Source organism: Butyricicoccus sp. OF10-2 (assembly GCF_003481925.1).
GTDB lineage: Bacteria > Bacillota > Clostridia > Oscillospirales > Butyricicoccaceae > Agathobaculum > Agathobaculum butyriciproducens.
Genome location: NZ_QUMC01000015.1, coordinates 60,841 through 76,926, shown reverse-complemented (window position 1 = coordinate 76,926; position 16,086 = coordinate 60,841). Strand labels below are relative to the sequence as shown.

Sequence of the window (16,086 nt, the reverse complement as noted above, 5' to 3'; positions counted from 1 at the left end):
GTAAAAAACTCTCGAAATTTCAGGTTCGCACTACAACCTTCGTTCTTTTGAACAAAAGTTTAAGCACATCGTTGTTTAATTTACAAGGTACAATCTGCTGTTTTCAAAGAGTTTTCACAACTTTTCGTTGTTCTCAACCGCTCATCAACAGCTTATTTAGTATACCTCTCCTGATACGCTTTGTCAACACATTTTTTCATTTTTCCCAAAAGTTTCCTAAAATGCAATAATTAACTTACCGCAAAGGAGTAGTCCTCGAGGTAAGTTTTTTTATTACAAAAAATCCGAATGGAGGTGCAAAAATGTCCGAAGTAAAAAGAGCAATTACCGATGCAATGCGTCAGCGTATTTACGAGATGTGGATTTCCGGATATAAGGTAGCGAACATCGCAGCGGACATCGGTGTTAATGCTCACACAGTAAAGAGTGAGTTGGAGCGCGGCTACACCGGTGACATTTACATCGGTGGACGCAAGGTTTATGACCCTGATCGTGCATCCGCAATTGCAAAGATGGTAAAGGCAGGGCGTCCTCCAGTGCGCATCGTGCCGCCCGTTGTATTAGGTAAGGAGCCGCGCCATGACTGATACTGGTATCATCCGTAAACTTGATGCACTGGGACGTATTGTTTTTCCTAAAGAGCTGCGCGACACTTTCGGCTGGGAAACCGGCACAAAAATGCAGATTTACACTGAGGGGCAGAAAGTCATTATCACAAAATATGAGCCATCTTGCATTTTCTGCGGTGAGCCTACCGAGAAGCACATTAAGGAGTATCGTATTTGCCCCAGTTGCGCAGCTAAGTGCGTAAGCAAGTTGCAAGCCATCGCTGAGCAGGCCGATTAAGGAGAGAAACTTATGCCGTATCGTTTACACGCTACAAAGCGCAGCCTGTACAAGCTGGCCGCAGAAAAGATCGCAAACCTGCCGTGGTGCGAGCTGCCCAAGATGAGCGATGTTCTGTTTGAGCATATCAGGACGTCTTATTGGCTCCGCTGGCCGTATCACGAGGTTTACTTTACGACCCTCATTCCCGGCACACCGCTGCTGACCGTCACGCAGTACGATTACGCTCCGTCTGACGATACCAAGCATCAGCGTAATCGCAGGGTATTTAGATTTACAATAGCCGAGCTGACTGAACGCGGCATAGCGAAAGAAATTTCATCGTGCAAAACTGAATGTGTTCCAATGGAACACGCAGACTGACAGGAGGACGATTGATGCCTTATCAACTTTCCGATAGCTTATCCATTCGTGCCCGGAATCTGGCTTTTTACGAATTGGTAGCCGAAAAACTCAAAGAGCAGCGAATTTGTTCGCTTCCGCCCTTTAACCAGACCTTTTTCTCCAGAGAGTATGATATTCTCTGGATGAAATGGCCTAATGGCGTGTCTATACATTTAAGCATCTTCAAGGGTCAGCCGTTTTGTTGCCTTGAAATGAGCGTACCGAACGGTATCCCATACCGCAAAGAAATTCCCGTCACCTTTGACGAACTGCTCGACCGTCGTTTGGTCGAAACACACTAAACTAATTTTTCTTTTAATCAGGAACAGCAGCGTGGAAACTGCTGAAACCATGTGTTCCAATGGAACACACGACTACAAAGGGGATAATTTTATGAAAACCGTATCTATCATCAACCTCAAAGGCGGCGTTGCTAAGACACTGACCACCGTCAGCATGGCCTATGCGCTGTCGCAGCAGTATAATGCGCGTGTACTGGTCGTAGATAACGACAAGCAGGGAAACTGCTCCAAGACCTTTGGCGTACACAGCTATGACCGCCAGAGCATTGCCGATCTGATGCTTGACCGCGATGCCGATTTGGCAGAGGTTATTCAGCACACCAAGTACGACCGCATTGATGTTATTCCGGCGAATATGACATTGCTCACCGCAAATATGCAGGTGATGATGGACAGCTCTCGTCCGCAGCAGACACGCCTGCGCACTGCACTCCGCAAGGTTGCAGACCTGTACGACTACTGTCTAATCGACAACGCGCCGGACATCAACATTTCGACGGTAAATGCTCTTGTTGCATCTGATGAAGCTGTTATTCCGGTCAAGATTGACAGCTACGCCTTTGACGGCCTGATCGAGCTGAAGAACCAGATTGAGATCACCCGCGAGGAACTTAATCCGGGACTGCGGCTTGCCGGTTGCCTTATCACCTGCTTCCAGCGTCAGGCCGGAGAGCAGACCGGCGAGGACTGGTTGCGTGAAAATCTGGATTGTCCCGTCTACAAGACGCATATCCGGTACAGCGGCAAGGTAGTTGGCAGCAGCTTTGAGTGCAAGCCGATTATCGAATACAGCAAGACCAGCGCCGCCGCGCGTGATTACCTCGATTTCGTCAGCGAGTTTCTGTCCGCAGAGAAAAGAGGTTGAGTGATATGGGATTTTCTATTACCGATATGCTGAACAAGGATACCTCTATGGCAGCTGCACCTGTTAAAGAACATACCATTGAGCGTATCAGCTACTCCAAGCTCGTCCCCAGCGAGGATAATTTTTACTCAATGCAGGAGATCGAGGAACTGAAAACCGCTATCGAGCTTGCAGGCCGCGTGCTGAACAACCTCGTCGTTACTCCGTTGGAAGATGGCAAATATAAAATCCTGTCCGGCCACCGCCGCCACAGAGCGGTCGGTATGCTGTTGGACGAGGGCAAGACAGAGTACGAGTTTCTGCCTTGCTCCGTAGAACAGATCGAGGACGCCGACCGCGCCGTGCGCGAACCGGTGTTGCTCATCGCCGCCAACTCCCAGCGCGTGAAAACCGCATGGGACAAGCTCGAAGAAGTCCGCCGTATGCGCGACTTGCAACGACAGGCTAAGGCAGAGCGAGGCCTGAACGGTCGTGTACGCGATCTGGTCGCACGCAGTCTTAACATCAGTTCCAGCCGCGTAGCCAAGTATGACAGTATACTGAACAACCTCATTCCCTCTTTAATGGAAGAAATTAAGGCTGACAATCTGCCGATTTCCACTGCCTATGAGCTGAGTAAGCTGAATACAGAACAACAGCAGGCTACATTTACCTGCTTTGTGCAAACCGGTAAATTGCCGACCGGCGATGATGTGTTCCAGTCGAACACGCCTGACACCACCGCACAACCGGAAGTATCTGCTCCGCAGTCGGAGAGCACACCGGCAACGCCGCAGACGGACAATGTGTTCCCATCGAACACGCTGCCTGGTGATGCAGCACGACTTGTCCAGCAGCTTACCTGTCTGCCGGATAACAAGCTGCCACGCCTTGCAAAACTGCTCGGCACCAGCACCGCGCAGCTTACCGCTGACCTCAACGCACTGAACAATTTATATTAAACCACGAGCCTTGCTCGTGGTCATGCGCCGGGAGCGCAGGAAACGATCTATCCCCTTGTTGACTGCGTTTTCCAAGCCCGGCGTATGACCATGTGCAAGACTATAATACTATGAGGAGGACAACAACCTATGGAAGTACGAACCGATTTCCCTTCAAGTATGTACCACACGAAACTTCAGTGGGCGCAACTTGGCAAGGCTCTCAATGCTGATGCAGTAGGAATCGAAATGTGGGTCAATTCCTGCCAGATCAACAGCGCAATCTTTTACACTGTCGATGAGGTACACAACGGGACACAGACCGAATTGGATGAGGTATTGGAGCCGCTCCGCAAGAAAGCCGAAGCCTCTCGCGTTGCTCGTCTGCGCGAAAAAGAAGAACGCCTCATTGCACGCGAGAAGCGGATCAGCGACAGCGCCCAGCAGCGCGGTATAAAAAAGGTGCTCTCGCTGCTTGCCGCCGCAATGCCGCAGGCCGCAGTACCCGAAGCGCAGGCCATCGTAATCGACACCGAAACGACCGGTTTAACCGACAGCGATGAACTGCTGCAAATCAGCGTGATCGACGATGCCGGAACCGTTCTGTTCGACAGTCTGGTGCGCCCGTACTTTCATACGGAGTGGCCAGAAGCGCAGAAAGTCAATGGTATTACGCCGGAAATGGTCGCAGGCGCGCCGTATCCACACGAGTTGTTACCGCAGCTTGTAGAGATTTTCTCCGAGATGTCTGTCTGCATCGGTTATAATACATCGTTCGACCTCGGTTTTCTTGACCGCATTGGCATACCGACCGAGCATCTAACCGTAATTGATGTCATGCAGATGTTTGTGGACTACCTCAACGCCAACGGCGGTACTCGCAGACGCGCTTCGCTCTCTACCTGTACAAAACATTTTGATTACCAGTGGGAGGGTGCAGCACACAACAGCCTTGCAGATGCCAAAGCCACTTTGTACTGCTACAACATGATGAAGATTATCAAGTAATATTGCTATGACTTATACTTATCACTTAAATTATCTTTGTATTCCTGATGGCGGCACGCCGTCCGAACTGGACTGCTGCGTAGAGCTACCGGTCAAGCTGCAAAACGCTAATGATATTGAGCAGCTTAAAGCAGCGCTGGCGCGGGATTTTATCAAGAGTGAAGCATATCATTCACGCTATTTGCGAAATCCAACCGCACATATCGCTGTTATTATCCGCAATATTATGCTGCTGCACAAGGAGGATAACCCTGATGACTGAGTTATCTATCATTTACAGCGTGCCTGCAACATCGTCCGATCTTGAAAAGCAGTCCAGTGCTACACCGGACTGCATCAAGCACAGTATCGCATCTGCGCGCCGGTCGGAGCTGATCGAGCAGCTTGCTTCTTGCCGCAAAGCGAACGGAGGTGTGAACGATGCGTAAAATCCCTCGCACCTGCCTTGCACCGGAAGATCTCGCTGTAATCGCGTACCACGAGGATAATGGCGATCTGGTCATATTGCGTTTCTCATATGGACAAGAGCGCGATATACGCTTTGCGTTCCGCTGTATTACAGATTACGATCCCGCGTGTATCATGCTGCATCGCCAGCCGCATCTAATCTGTTTCCTCAACAATGATCGAGGTGAATAACATTGCCTATTATCAAAGCAATATCCGGTAAATCACCCATTAGAACCGTACTTACCCGTGTAATGGACAAACGAAAAACCAGTGAAAATTTGTTGAGCGGTTGGAATTGTACACCGTTTACGGTTAAAGATGAAATGGAAGTAACAAAACGTCTATGGGGGAAAAATGGTGGGCGAACGTATAAACATTTCATTCAAAGTTTCGCCAAAGACGAAAACATTTCGCCTGAACAGGCTCATCAGATTGCGTATCAACTGGCCGAAGCACTTCCCGAATGGGCGGACTTTGAGGTGCTGATTGCTACACACACTGATACGGAATATTTGCACACACATTTTATTGTGAATAGTGTGAGTTACGTAGATGGACACAAACTCCAGCAAAGCAGAGATGAACTACAAAATATGAAAGATCAGTCTGATCACCTATATCGTGAAATGATGGTAAATCAATGAAACTGTTTTACATGATCCTCGCGTCCCTCATCACTGTTTTAATGGCAAGCTATGCGCTCTGGTTGATCGCGCACGACGATATGCCGCTGCCGAAACGCTTAGTGCAGCTTTTCCCACCGTTTTTTCTTTTAATCATGGTATTTTTACGAATTTTCTGGCTTTTCATCAGATAAGGAGGACGAAATGAGCAGTATTTCTATCAACAACTGCGTATTCATGGGCCGCTTAACCGGCGAACCAGAAATGCGCTACACGCGCAGCAATAAGCCGGTCACAACCTTTCGCATTGCTGTCAGCCGCCGTTCCAGCGCAGATGTTACCGACTTTATCCCCTGCGTGACTTATGGCGCGCAAGCAGAGTTTGTGTCACAGTGGTTTCAGAAAGGTACGCTGGCTATCGTGATCGGTCAGCTCACCTCGCATATGTGGACAGATAAGAACACTGGCAAGACCCGTGTAGACTATGAAATCCAGTGTGACAATGTGCAGTTTGGCGAAACCAAAAAGCAGCGTATCGCGCGTGAGCAGGAACAGCCGCCGCAGACCGCAGAGCCGGAGGAAACACCAGTGCCGCAGGCCGCGCCGCAGAACGAGCAGGAACGCAGTGGATTGCAGATTGTGGCCGTAGATACCCTTACGGGCAATGTACTTGCAAACGCCGTCTACGACCTGTATACGATGGACGGTGCAACGGTCAGCCTGCATAACGGCACCGATGCAGACGGCATTGCATCTATTGTCGGTCTGTCCGCAGGTGATTACATTATCACTGAGGTAACTGCGCCGACTGGCTTCCGCCCGGTTGCTCGTTCGGTCAATGTAAATCTGGAACCGGGCATCAATCACAGCATTACCTTCCCTCACAGTGCTGAACCCGCGCAGCAGCCGCAGCCGTCTATCCCAGTCTATAATGATATGCCGACAGGTTATGTCGATGATGATCGTGATGTTATGATCTAAAATGTGTGTTCTATCGGAACACAAAGGAGGTGCACGCCGGTGACGAAAAGCGATTTAGAACAGCTTACACTGCTGAACTCTGAAATCTCCCGCGACTTAGAGCGTCTGCAAGAGCTGTACGCACTTCTTACCGGCTGCACATCGTCCATCAGCGGTTTACCTCATATCGGTTTGCTGCGCGGCAGCGACCGCACAGACAAGTTTGTATCCATGATTGATGTGCTGGAGCAGCAGATCAAAGAGCGCGTCTTAGATAGTGCAGCGCTTTACATTCAAATCTGGTCATATATCAACACAATTCACGATCCCCTCGTGCGTCAAATCATAGCTTTGCGCTACATAGATGGCCTGCCCTGGCAGCAGGTTGCTAACAATATCGGCGGCGGTATTTCTGCCGATCATGCGCGTATTTTACTCAATCGCTACCTTGCAGCTAACGCAGGGTAGCAAGGAGGTTTCCCTTAATGTCCAACACCGGCTTTACCATCGGCTACAACTGCATACTGCGAGATAAGTCCCTGTCTTTGACGGCAAAGGGGCTTTATCTCGTTATTTCCAGCTATGTCGGTATGCCGGACTGGGCATTGACTAAGCGCGAGCTGGCAAAGGTCTGCGGCACTAACTACGCCATGGACAAGGCATGGTGTGAGCTGCTTACCGCCGGTTATCTCAAACATTATACTGCGCGCGCATCTTCCGGTGCGTTTATTCATCGTTATGAGCTGATGCAGGAGCCGTCTGCGGCTGCGCCGCACGCTTTTATTGCCGGTGCAGACTTTGTAACCGGTGACTGCCGTATCATTCTGTCCGGCGAGAGCAAGCGTGATTTCACGCAAATTCCAAACTTGATCCTGCGCAGCAAGCGTATTCCGCTGGCTGTTAAGGGTCTTTTCGGCGTGGTCGCGCATCTTATCAATATCCCGGATTTTTCTCTTAACCCGGCTGGTGTACAGGCGTTTTGCATGGAGCACATTAAGCGCTTTTCCTCCATCTGGCGGCAGCTCAAGCTGGCTGGCCTGCTCAAACAGCATCGTTACCCGACCGGCGAGGAGAACAGCTTTGAATATCAGTACGAATTGCTCGACCAGCCGGATAGCGAAGCACCGTACCTCGTGAACCATCATGCGGACGGCTCGGTATCCAGCGAGCGCACGATCAGCGACTACATAGCGCAGGCCAGTGCAAAGATCAAGCGTCTGTTCGGCGCAGACGGCTCTCAGCCGCCGCGTAAGCACCGCAAGAACGCCGTCCGTAAATCTTCCGGCTTAACAAAGAACGCGCCGCCTGTGCCGCATGAGGAGCGCATCAAAGATATTCGTGAACAGATTGATGCGGACACGCTGGAACTCCATTACGCGCAGGGAAATGTGGAAATGGCAGTCGAAGCGCTGGCTGAATTGAAATATGAGAAAGACATCAAGATTAAAAACAACGATATTCCGCTGGAAGATCGTCAAGCGGTTGTTGCGCGTGTTGCTCGTCCCAATATTTCTCATTTCCTTAGTGAAAAAGAGAATGTTCTCGCGCGCAGCACGCAAAATTCGGTCGCTTACTGCCGCACTGTGTTGTATGATTACCTGGTACAGCAGCAGGCAAAAGACGATGCACAGCCGCAACAGTCCGATATAATCCCTCTGTGGGAGGAAATCTGGCTTAAACAAAAAGAAGAAATCCGCAAGCGCCGCGCCGCTGAGGAAGCGAAACAATCTGAACAATCCGTCAGCGAACCAGTAAAGGCATAATCAGCCGTAACTCCAACATTCGGAGCTACGGCTATTGCCCTTGCTTTTTTCTTTTCTTAATCTGGATTTCCGGCTTTCTTACAAGCTGTTTCTTGCATCTCCGGTCGTTTTTCGACCGGATTTTTTGTTTTCTCTTACCATATACCTATTTTCATGGGGTGGGTATAAAAAAGGCACTTTGCAAATTGGTCACACTGCATAAAGGGTGCAATGCAAAATGGTGCAAAATAATTAGACTTCTTCCATTTATACTCTTTTAATTATACTCTCTATATCATACTCTGTTTGTGAGAGAAAAAGCGAAGAAAAAGCAATTTGTTCGTTTTGTTCGCTCAATCTGTGCTACAATATAAACTGGGCGAAAGCCTACGAGAGTTACATACAGTAAGACGCTATTTTAAGAGCATCGGTTTTTCCGACGCTCTTTTTTTGTACCCAAAATCCCTTGCCGCTGTGTAGGAGGTATCGAATTTACATATGTTAAGCAAAGAGGAATGGAACGCCAACAAGGATAGCACCAGCATTATTTATTGCTTTGAAGATGGCACGACCAAGGAAATCACAATGGCAGAATATCTGCGCGCTCATCCGGAGCATAGCGCTGAAGATTTTCGTATTATCAAAGAGCTTTCGGATGAACTACTGTACCATGATTACCATTCGGACAATTATCATGGATACTGGAAAGCTGATCAAGATTTCAGCGGACTGGCTGCTCTGGTTCCATCTCCAGAACCGGGGCCGTTGGAAAGCCTGCTGCGAAAAGAACAGCTTCGCTTTGCTTTTCGTGTAGCTGCGCGCCTGCTGCACAGCGGCAAGCTGACAGCTGTACAGCGCCGCTGCTTTATTGCATATTTCATCAAGGGTAAAACCGTAGCCGAAATTGCGCATGACGAAAAAACCTACCGCATGACAATCTGGCGGCATATTCGCCGCTTAGAAGCTGCCCTGCGCGACGCCGTTTGATATGTGTTCCATTGGAACACTTTTTTTATTTTCTGAAATGAGGAGTGAACACTATGCCAAAATTCACACCGCAGCAGCTTGATGAGCTTTATCACCAGACGCTTGCGGAATTTGCTGCATCCCCAGAGAAATGGACGAGCTTTCTCGACACAGCAGCACGACTGTACAAGTATGATTTCAAATCGCAGGTATTGATCTGGTCACAGCGACCGGATGCAACAGCCTGTGCCGAGCTGCCGCTTTGGAATGATCGTCTGCACCGCCGCGTCAATCGTGGCTCAAACGGCATCGGTATCGTTGATAATAGCAGCAATCAGCCGCGTATCAAGTATCTGTTCGATATTTCGGATACTTCGCCGCGTGACCAGTCTGTCGCACCGCCGTATATCTGGCAGATGCGGAACGATGCATACGATACAGTTCTGGACGGTATCTCTGCCGCATTGGGCGAGAATATGCAGACCGATTTTGATTTCCCTATTAACCTGTATCTGTCCGCCCAGTGCTTTGCAGATAAGAAAGCCAGTGAATACACTGACAACACCGATCTGATCCGTATTGCGGTCAAGTCAACTGCTTACTGTGTCTTGCGGCGCTGCGGCTTTGATCCGACGCAGTATAGCTCGGACATCCCGACTGGGAACCTCTCGCCGGACGAGCTTGCGCTTGTTGGACAGATTACGCAGGAAGCGTCTGAAACGGCATTACGCTCAATTGAGCAGTCTATGAAGAACTTAGACGGTTGTAAACTTTTTCGATTTACAACGCGAAAGCGTATTGCGGAACAGCCTTCTATGTTGTATAATAAAGGTACCGAAAGAGTATCTGAACCGACAAAGGAAGGAGCTGTTATAGATGGCAAAACTGCCGAAGAAAGTATATTACCACGAGGGACCGGACGGCAAGATGCACCCCGATCTGGTAAAGCCGGAGTACGGCGAATGGGGCGCAGCGCGTCTGAGGTACATGAAGCAGTACCTGCCGGAGGAACTGATGGAGTTGCTTCGGAATTGCGAGCTGAACCACTATCTGAACAAGCTGGATCGCCGCGCGATGGACAAATTCGAGTCGCTGGTAGCACAGAAAGCGAAGCATCATGGCGTGACAGAGGAACTGAAAGAACGCGACCCGATGCAGTGGATCGGTCTGATGGGCAACATTCAGCACGAAGTGACGCAGATAATCGAGGAAACCTCATTTATTAAACAGCCAAACAGCAGCAGAGCCGGAAAAGCCTGCTGCTGTTTCTTTTGAGCAGATGTCCCTGACGGACACTCCCGATGTGTTCCAATCGAACACACAGCCTGCCGCCGAACCCGATGTGTTCCAATGGAACACGCCCGATGTTTCCGATGAGGTAATCAACCGCGTACTGACCGCAGGCAGCAACAGTACCCATAGCCGCGAGCGTATCGCGGCTTTTTTCATGCAGCCGAATATCAGCATGGCGGATGCTGCTGCATTCCTGCGGCGAGAATACCGCATAGGCGGCGCAGGCGTGCGCGTCCATAACATTGACCATTCCCTCTGGTTTGACAGCAACGGTCTGCGTATTGCACGCGGTCACGATACCCGCACGCCGCGTGCTGTTGTACTGACTTATGAAGATGCAGCTAACCGTATCTCCACGCTGCTGAAAAACGGTCAGTATGCGAGTGCAGCAGAGCTGACAGATGCAAAGCCTAACGAATATCGCGAGCTTGCATCGGAAATCTGGCACACCTATCACGATATGAGCGAGGAAGCGCGGGAGCAAGGCTTTTTTGCGCAGACAAAGGAATTTGCTAACGATGTTTTCCCTCCGGCTGTCGAGAAGCTGACCGCAGCGCTGAGTGACCCTGCACAGCGCACTGTACTGACCGGTGAAATGGCGGATTACGCACGCGCTGTGCAGCAAAACAGCGATCTTTGTCGCTTTCACTTTAATGTGCAGCGTTCCGAAGATGCGGCAGAACGCTTGCAGCGTACTGAGCACATGACAGCGCTCTATGCTGCCGCAGACGGTTTTGAACCGGTGCGCGCTGCTTTTATTACGCAGGACGAAATAGACGAAATGCTGCGCAGCGGCAGCGGCATAGAGCGCGGCAAAAAGCGCATTTCTGAGTTTTATGCAGAAAATCATACGCAGAAAGAACGCATCGAATTTTTGAAAAACGAGTACGGCTGGGGCGGTCGTGCTTACGGCGGTTACAGCGAAAATCACGATGGCAAGGGTATTACATTCGAGCGCAGTATCGACAGAACTGTATACGATAGGATAACTCTGTCGTGGAGTCAGGTCGATCACCAGATTAGTACGCTCATCCGGCAGAACCGCTATCTGACACCGGAGGAACAGCGCCGGTATGCGCAGGAACGGACAGATACCGTAACGATTTCTGAACCGGAAAATGTGTTCCAGTCGAACACACAGAACGAGCCGCCTGCCGCCGAGCCAGACGATTTTTCGGATATTGACCCAATCGCAATCCGCGAGGCGCTTGCTGAACGCGGCATTGTCAACGGCAAAGTGGTTGACCCGGAAAAGCTGAACCGTGACCCGTTCATTCAGCGTGTCATGGCGGATGTGGGACAAACGCCGCAAGCCGATGTGTTACAATCGAACACACAAAAGCAGCAAGCGCCGGTTGACACACTGAACGACTATAATTCCATTAAACTGAATGCGTCTTACGCAGACAGTATCGTACTGTTTCAAGTAGGCGATTTCTTTGAAATGTTTGGTGAGGATGCAAAACAGGCTGCGGCTCTGCTGGAACTGAACCTTACCACGCGCGAACTTCCCGGTACTGGTCGTGTAGAGATGTGCGGCATCCCGGCGCACAGCTTGGAGCGGTATGTGGAGAAGCTGCGCGACAAGCATGATGTAACGATTGCCGCCACCAAAGGTAACAGCACCGAGCGCCATGTCTATACTATGCGTTCCATCGACCACGAAGCAGAAGATGCTATAAACGCTTACGAAACTGAATTCGGTGCAGACGGCTTGCGGGCATTCCGCGATACTTCTGCTGGAACACAGGCGAATGTGTTCCAATCGAACACGCGGAGTGCTGAGCCGACACAGCCTAAGCAGTTCATTGCCCATTTCTATGTTGCAGAGGATATTCAGAAACGCGGCGCTCTGGACATCAAGGAGTTTCATTCTCTTGAAGATGCTCTGAACGCTTACCATAAACTCCCGAACAACCAGAGAAAAGCGCTGGGAGCAATGAATACCGAAGCTCTTCCGGGCAGTCTGGATTTTGTTCAGTGCGTAGACGGCAAGGACACCATTATTCAGGATTATACTAAGGTGGCAGGCTGGCAGAACGCCGAAGTCCTTAACAGTATCGCTCAGATCGAACGATCTCTCAACACCAGAGAAGCTGTGTCTGTTCCTGCGGAGAATGTGTTCCAATCGAACACGCCGGAAGAACCGGACAGCGACCGCTATGAGATCTACCAGCTTACGGCTGATCCAGCCAATGCAAAACTACTGTTTACTTCTTACGACGGGATTCATGCGGGCGGCATGACGATAAACCGCAGCAACTACGAGCTGAAATATTCCGCACCGCTCACCCCGGATACCACATTGGACAACATTTATGATCAGTTCAATATCAACCGTCCTGCCGACTTCACCGGTCACAGCCTGTCGGTTTCGGATATTGTGGTGCTGCATCGAAATGGACAGGATACCGCGCACTATGTGGACAGCATCGGCTTTGCCGATGTACCGGAGTTCCTTACCGAACAGACGCAGGAAAATGTGTTCCAAAGGAACACGCCGCCGGAGCGCGATGTGTTCGAGGGCAATTCTCCGGCAGAACGCGCAGAACTTGCCGCGTCTGATCCAGACAATGATGTGTTCGATGGGAACACATTGACTGAAGCGGTACAGAGCGCCGAAGCGCATACTGCCGAGGACAGCGATCTCAAAACCGCAAAGCAGTTGATCAACGATTACTGTATCGAGGAATTTGATACAATGGCGGACTTCTCCGACCTTTCTGATGTTGGTCTGGCATACAGCACAACGGTGGACGATGAGCATGAAATACAGGTCAGCGCCGATCTGAACACTTATTGCATCAATTACGCCGTAGATGGTGAAACGGTTCACAGCGTTTCGTTCGATAGTCTGCATGAACTCAACGATCATTTTGCAAGCCTCTATTTCGACGCGATGATCTCCGATGCAGAATACTACTATTACGAACTGCACCCGAATGAGAAAACGGAGAATGTGTTCCAGTCGAACACACCAGCCGACAACTCTATCATGGTGCGCTGTGAATGGAGTGAAAGCAGTGCGTTTGAGGACGGCAAGGTTTATCCCCTTGCTGAGTTTGACCGCTTAATGAGAAAAGCGGATGAGGATTTTGTTTCCGGTCGGGAAAACATCGAGCAAAAGTATGGTTCATTGGAAAATGCTTTCAATGCCGGATATGAAGAAGCATACCAGTATGCCGGTTACAATAAAACCAAGTTTACGCTTTTGCTGCCGGATGGCAGAACATTCACCGAGCGTCAGGATATTGGTGACGGTGACGGCGGCCTGCTGGATTTCCTTAGTCAGTATCCGGCTTATAATGATATTATGCCGATGCTGCGTGAAGCAGCAGGAAGTATGCCGGAACCGGAGAATGTGTTCCATTGGAACACGCAGGACTACCATGCAGGCGATACCGTTTATCTGGATGGCAGGCCGTTCGAAATCACCGAGATTGGCAAACTCAATATACAGCTCCGCGACCCGGCGCAGCCTTATCCGATTTTCCGGTCGGAAAGCCGAGAAAGCCTTGCGCGGCTGATGGCGCAGGACGAACGCAATGCGGCACCCGAAGTGTTCCAATCGAACACGCAGGAAACTGCTCAGACGGATGGCGCACAGCCGGTATCCATTATGATCGACGGCAAGTGGACAGAGTTTCCCTCGGTGCAGGAGGCTGAAAAAGCCTCGCTTGAGGAATACCGCAATGCGCTGCGCCGCAATCCGCCTACTTTCCATATTACCGATGACAACCTCGGCAACGGTACGCTTGGAGAAAAATTTGACCGAACCTTGCGGCTGTCCGCCTGCTGAAAAGTCTGGAAGCCGCAGACCGTCCTGCGACTGCCGAGGAACAGCAGGTGCTCTCTCAGTATGTCGGCTGGGGCGGCATGGCAAGCGCGTTCAGTCCCGACAACCGCCGCTATGAGCAGCTACGCAGTCTGCTCACTGAGGACGAATACAAGGCCGCGCGTGCGTCTGTCCTGAACGCGCACTACACCTCGCCCACGATCATCCGCGCGATCTATGACGCTGCGGCTCAGTTCGGCTTTGAAAACGGCAAAATTCTGGAGCCGTCTATGGGTGTCGGCAACTTCTTCGGTATGCTGCCGGAGCGCATGAAGGACAGTCAGCTCACCGGCGTGGAGCTGGACAGCATCAGCGGCCGCATTGCCCGCAAGCTGTACCCGAATGCTGACATTAAAATCACCGGTTACGAGAATACCAAGTTCGCGGATAACTCCTTTGATTGCGCCGTCGGCAATGTGCCGTTTGGTGATTACAGCCTGCACGATAAGCGGTATGACAAGGAGCATCTGCTCATTCACGATTATTTCTTTGTTAAGTCGCTTGATAAGGTGCGTCCGGGCGGCGTTGTTGCCTTTGTCACCTCAAAGGGTACGCTCGACAAGGCAAACCCTGCCGCACGCCGCTTAATGGCCGAGCGTGCCGACCTGCTCGGTGCAATTCGTCTGCCCAATACGGCATTCAAGGCAAATGCCGGTGCCAGCGTTACCACCGACATTCTGTTCTTGCAAAAGCGTGACACGCCGCCGGAGCAGCTGCCCGCATGGACGGAAACCGGAAAAAATGCAGACGGCATGGAGCTGAACAATTACTTCTTGCAGCACCCGGAAATGATTCTGGGTACGATGCAGGAGGTCACAACTCAATACGGTAAGGATACCGCCTGTGTCCCCGATCCGAATGTCGAACTGGAAGATCTGCTCTCCGCAGCAGTTCTTCACCTCGGTCACGAGAATGTGTTCCAGTCGAACACGCTCATTGAGGACGATGTGTTCCAATCGAACACGCAAGAACCGCCTGCACCAGAAACCGCTGATGTGTTCCAGTCGAACACGCCGATGGAAGAGCTGCGTCCGTTCTCCTATGCTGTGCAGGACGGTAAACTAATGTTCAAAGAAGCAGACGGCAATCTTGTACCGTCCGAAATGAACGCTACTGCTGTTAAACGTGCTATCAGCATGATCGGTATTCGAGATGCTGTGCGTAATCTGATCGAAGCCCAGCGTGACGGCTGTGACGATGAGCAACTTCATGCTTTGCAGGCAGACCTCACGCAGAACTACGATACATTCGTAAAGGAGTTCGGCAATATTCATAAGCGCGGCAATAAACTGGCTTTCGAAAGAATGCTGGGTATCCGCTGCTGCTTGCACTGGAAAAACTGGACGATGAGCAGAATGTAATCGGCAAGACCGCCATTTTCAGCAAGCGCACGATCAGTCCGCATATTGTTGCAACACACGCAGAAACGCCAGAGGATGCGCTCGGTCTGTCGCTGGCAGAACGCGGCAAAATCGACTTTGCATATATGTCCGCACTGCTTGGCGGTATGCCGCAGGAACAGATTACTTCTTCGCTGCGACAGCAGATCTTTCTCGACCCGCAAACACAGGAATGGCAGCCTGCGGACGAGTATCTTTCGGGCAATGTACGTGCCAAACTTGATATTGCACGCGCAGCCGCGCAGAGTGACCCGGATTTTGCTGTTAATGTGCAGATGCTGGAGCGCGTGCAGCCGGAGCCGTTGACCGCCGCAGACATCAATGTAAAGCTCGGCACAATATGGATACCGCCGGAAGACATCGACCATTTCATCCGCGATGTGCTTCATCCGCCGTTCTATGCACTGAACAAGATAAAACCTCGTATTCTGATGCTGCAAAGCTCTGGTATGTATCCAATAAGAGTGTAGATAAAGACCCTCATTCGCTGGC

At 50.7% G+C, this 16,086-nt stretch carries 19 protein-coding genes; all 19 read left to right on the top strand.

Going from position 1 to position 16,086, the window contains the following annotated elements; translation table 11 throughout:
• The first annotated feature begins 302 nt into the window (after positions 1-302).
• The 19 genes from DXB00_RS09300 to DXB00_RS16370 all read left to right on the top strand — a co-directional run bounded on the left by DXB00_RS09300 (position 303) and on the right by DXB00_RS16370 (position 16,064).
• Positions 303-587: a hypothetical protein gene (locus DXB00_RS09300; protein WP_117488251.1), complete on the top strand. Its 285-nt coding sequence runs from the start codon at positions 303-305 to the stop codon at positions 585-587.
• Entirely contained in the window at positions 580-846 is a 267-nt protein-coding gene (locus tag DXB00_RS09295; protein ID WP_116704781.1) for an AbrB/MazE/SpoVT family DNA-binding domain-containing protein, read from the top strand. The genes DXB00_RS09300 and DXB00_RS09295 overlap by 8 nt, the downstream gene beginning before the upstream one ends.
• A gap of 12 nt (positions 847-858) precedes the next feature.
• Positions 859-1,209: a hypothetical protein gene (locus DXB00_RS09290; protein ID WP_116704780.1), complete on the top strand. Its 351-nt coding sequence runs from the start codon at positions 859-861 to the stop codon at positions 1,207-1,209.
• Between the two features lie 14 nt (positions 1,210-1,223).
• A complete protein-coding gene (locus tag DXB00_RS09285) occupies positions 1,224-1,532 on the top strand; it encodes a hypothetical protein (RefSeq protein ID WP_116704779.1) in 309 nt (102 codons plus the stop codon).
• Between the two features lie 91 nt (positions 1,533-1,623).
• Positions 1,624-2,397, top strand: a complete 774-nt coding sequence (locus tag DXB00_RS09280) for a ParA family protein (protein ID WP_117488249.1) — start codon at positions 1,624-1,626, stop codon at positions 2,395-2,397.
• A 5-nt stretch (positions 2,398-2,402) separates the two neighbouring features.
• Positions 2,403-3,338: a ParB/RepB/Spo0J family partition protein gene (locus tag DXB00_RS09275; protein ID WP_117488247.1), complete on the top strand. Its 936-nt coding sequence runs from the start codon at positions 2,403-2,405 to the stop codon at positions 3,336-3,338.
• A gap of 129 nt (positions 3,339-3,467) precedes the next feature.
• Complete coding sequence (locus DXB00_RS09270) at positions 3,468-4,325, top strand: 3'-5' exonuclease (RefSeq protein WP_117488245.1); 858 nt, start codon at positions 3,468-3,470, stop codon at positions 4,323-4,325.
• Positions 4,326-4,332: 7 nt separating this feature from the next.
• The gene (locus DXB00_RS09265; protein ID WP_117488243.1) at positions 4,333-4,587 is read left to right on the top strand and encodes a hypothetical protein; all 255 of its coding nucleotides are present in this window, start codon (positions 4,333-4,335) and stop codon (positions 4,585-4,587) included.
• Positions 4,580-4,753 (top strand): hypothetical protein, encoded by a 174-nt coding sequence (locus tag DXB00_RS16375; RefSeq protein ID WP_158557299.1) that lies wholly within the window; start codon positions 4,580-4,582, stop codon positions 4,751-4,753. The genes DXB00_RS09265 and DXB00_RS16375 overlap by 8 nt, the downstream gene beginning before the upstream one ends.
• Complete coding sequence (locus DXB00_RS09260; RefSeq protein WP_116705714.1) at positions 4,746-4,964, top strand: hypothetical protein; 219 nt, start codon at positions 4,746-4,748, stop codon at positions 4,962-4,964. The genes DXB00_RS16375 and DXB00_RS09260 overlap by 8 nt, the downstream gene beginning before the upstream one ends.
• A gap of 2 nt (positions 4,965-4,966) precedes the next feature.
• Positions 4,967-5,419, top strand: coding sequence for a relaxase/mobilization nuclease domain-containing protein (locus DXB00_RS09255; protein ID WP_116705715.1), 453 nt, complete (start codon positions 4,967-4,969; stop codon positions 5,417-5,419).
• 183 nt (positions 5,420-5,602) lie between these two features.
• Positions 5,603-6,379 (top strand): single-stranded DNA-binding protein, encoded by a 777-nt coding sequence (ssb, locus tag DXB00_RS09250; protein ID WP_116705716.1) that lies wholly within the window; start codon positions 5,603-5,605, stop codon positions 6,377-6,379.
• Between the two features lie 39 nt (positions 6,380-6,418).
• On the top strand, positions 6,419-6,826 hold the full coding sequence (locus DXB00_RS09245) for a hypothetical protein (RefSeq protein WP_116705717.1): 408 nt from the start codon (positions 6,419-6,421) through the stop codon (positions 6,824-6,826).
• 17 nt (positions 6,827-6,843) lie between these two features.
• A complete protein-coding gene (locus DXB00_RS09240) occupies positions 6,844-8,121 on the top strand; it encodes a hypothetical protein (protein WP_117488241.1) in 1,278 nt (425 codons plus the stop codon).
• 477 nt (positions 8,122-8,598) lie between these two features.
• Entirely contained in the window at positions 8,599-9,087 is a 489-nt protein-coding gene (locus tag DXB00_RS09235) for a sigma-70 family RNA polymerase sigma factor (RefSeq protein WP_117488239.1), read from the top strand.
• Positions 9,088-9,942: 855 nt separating this feature from the next.
• The gene (locus DXB00_RS09230) at positions 9,943-10,341 is read left to right on the top strand and encodes a TnpV protein (RefSeq protein ID WP_117488236.1); all 399 of its coding nucleotides are present in this window, start codon (positions 9,943-9,945) and stop codon (positions 10,339-10,341) included.
• Between the two features lie 28 nt (positions 10,342-10,369).
• A complete protein-coding gene (locus DXB00_RS09225; protein ID WP_158581293.1) occupies positions 10,370-14,158 on the top strand; it encodes a YodL domain-containing protein in 3,789 nt (1,262 codons plus the stop codon).
• A gap of 47 nt (positions 14,159-14,205) precedes the next feature.
• Positions 14,206-15,555, top strand: coding sequence for a class I SAM-dependent methyltransferase (locus tag DXB00_RS09220; protein ID WP_119214822.1), 1,350 nt, complete (start codon positions 14,206-14,208; stop codon positions 15,553-15,555).
• A 125-nt stretch (positions 15,556-15,680) separates the two neighbouring features.
• Positions 15,681-16,064: a hypothetical protein gene (locus DXB00_RS16370; protein WP_158581292.1), complete on the top strand. Its 384-nt coding sequence runs from the start codon at positions 15,681-15,683 to the stop codon at positions 16,062-16,064.
• The last annotated feature ends 22 nt before the right edge of the window (positions 16,065-16,086 follow it).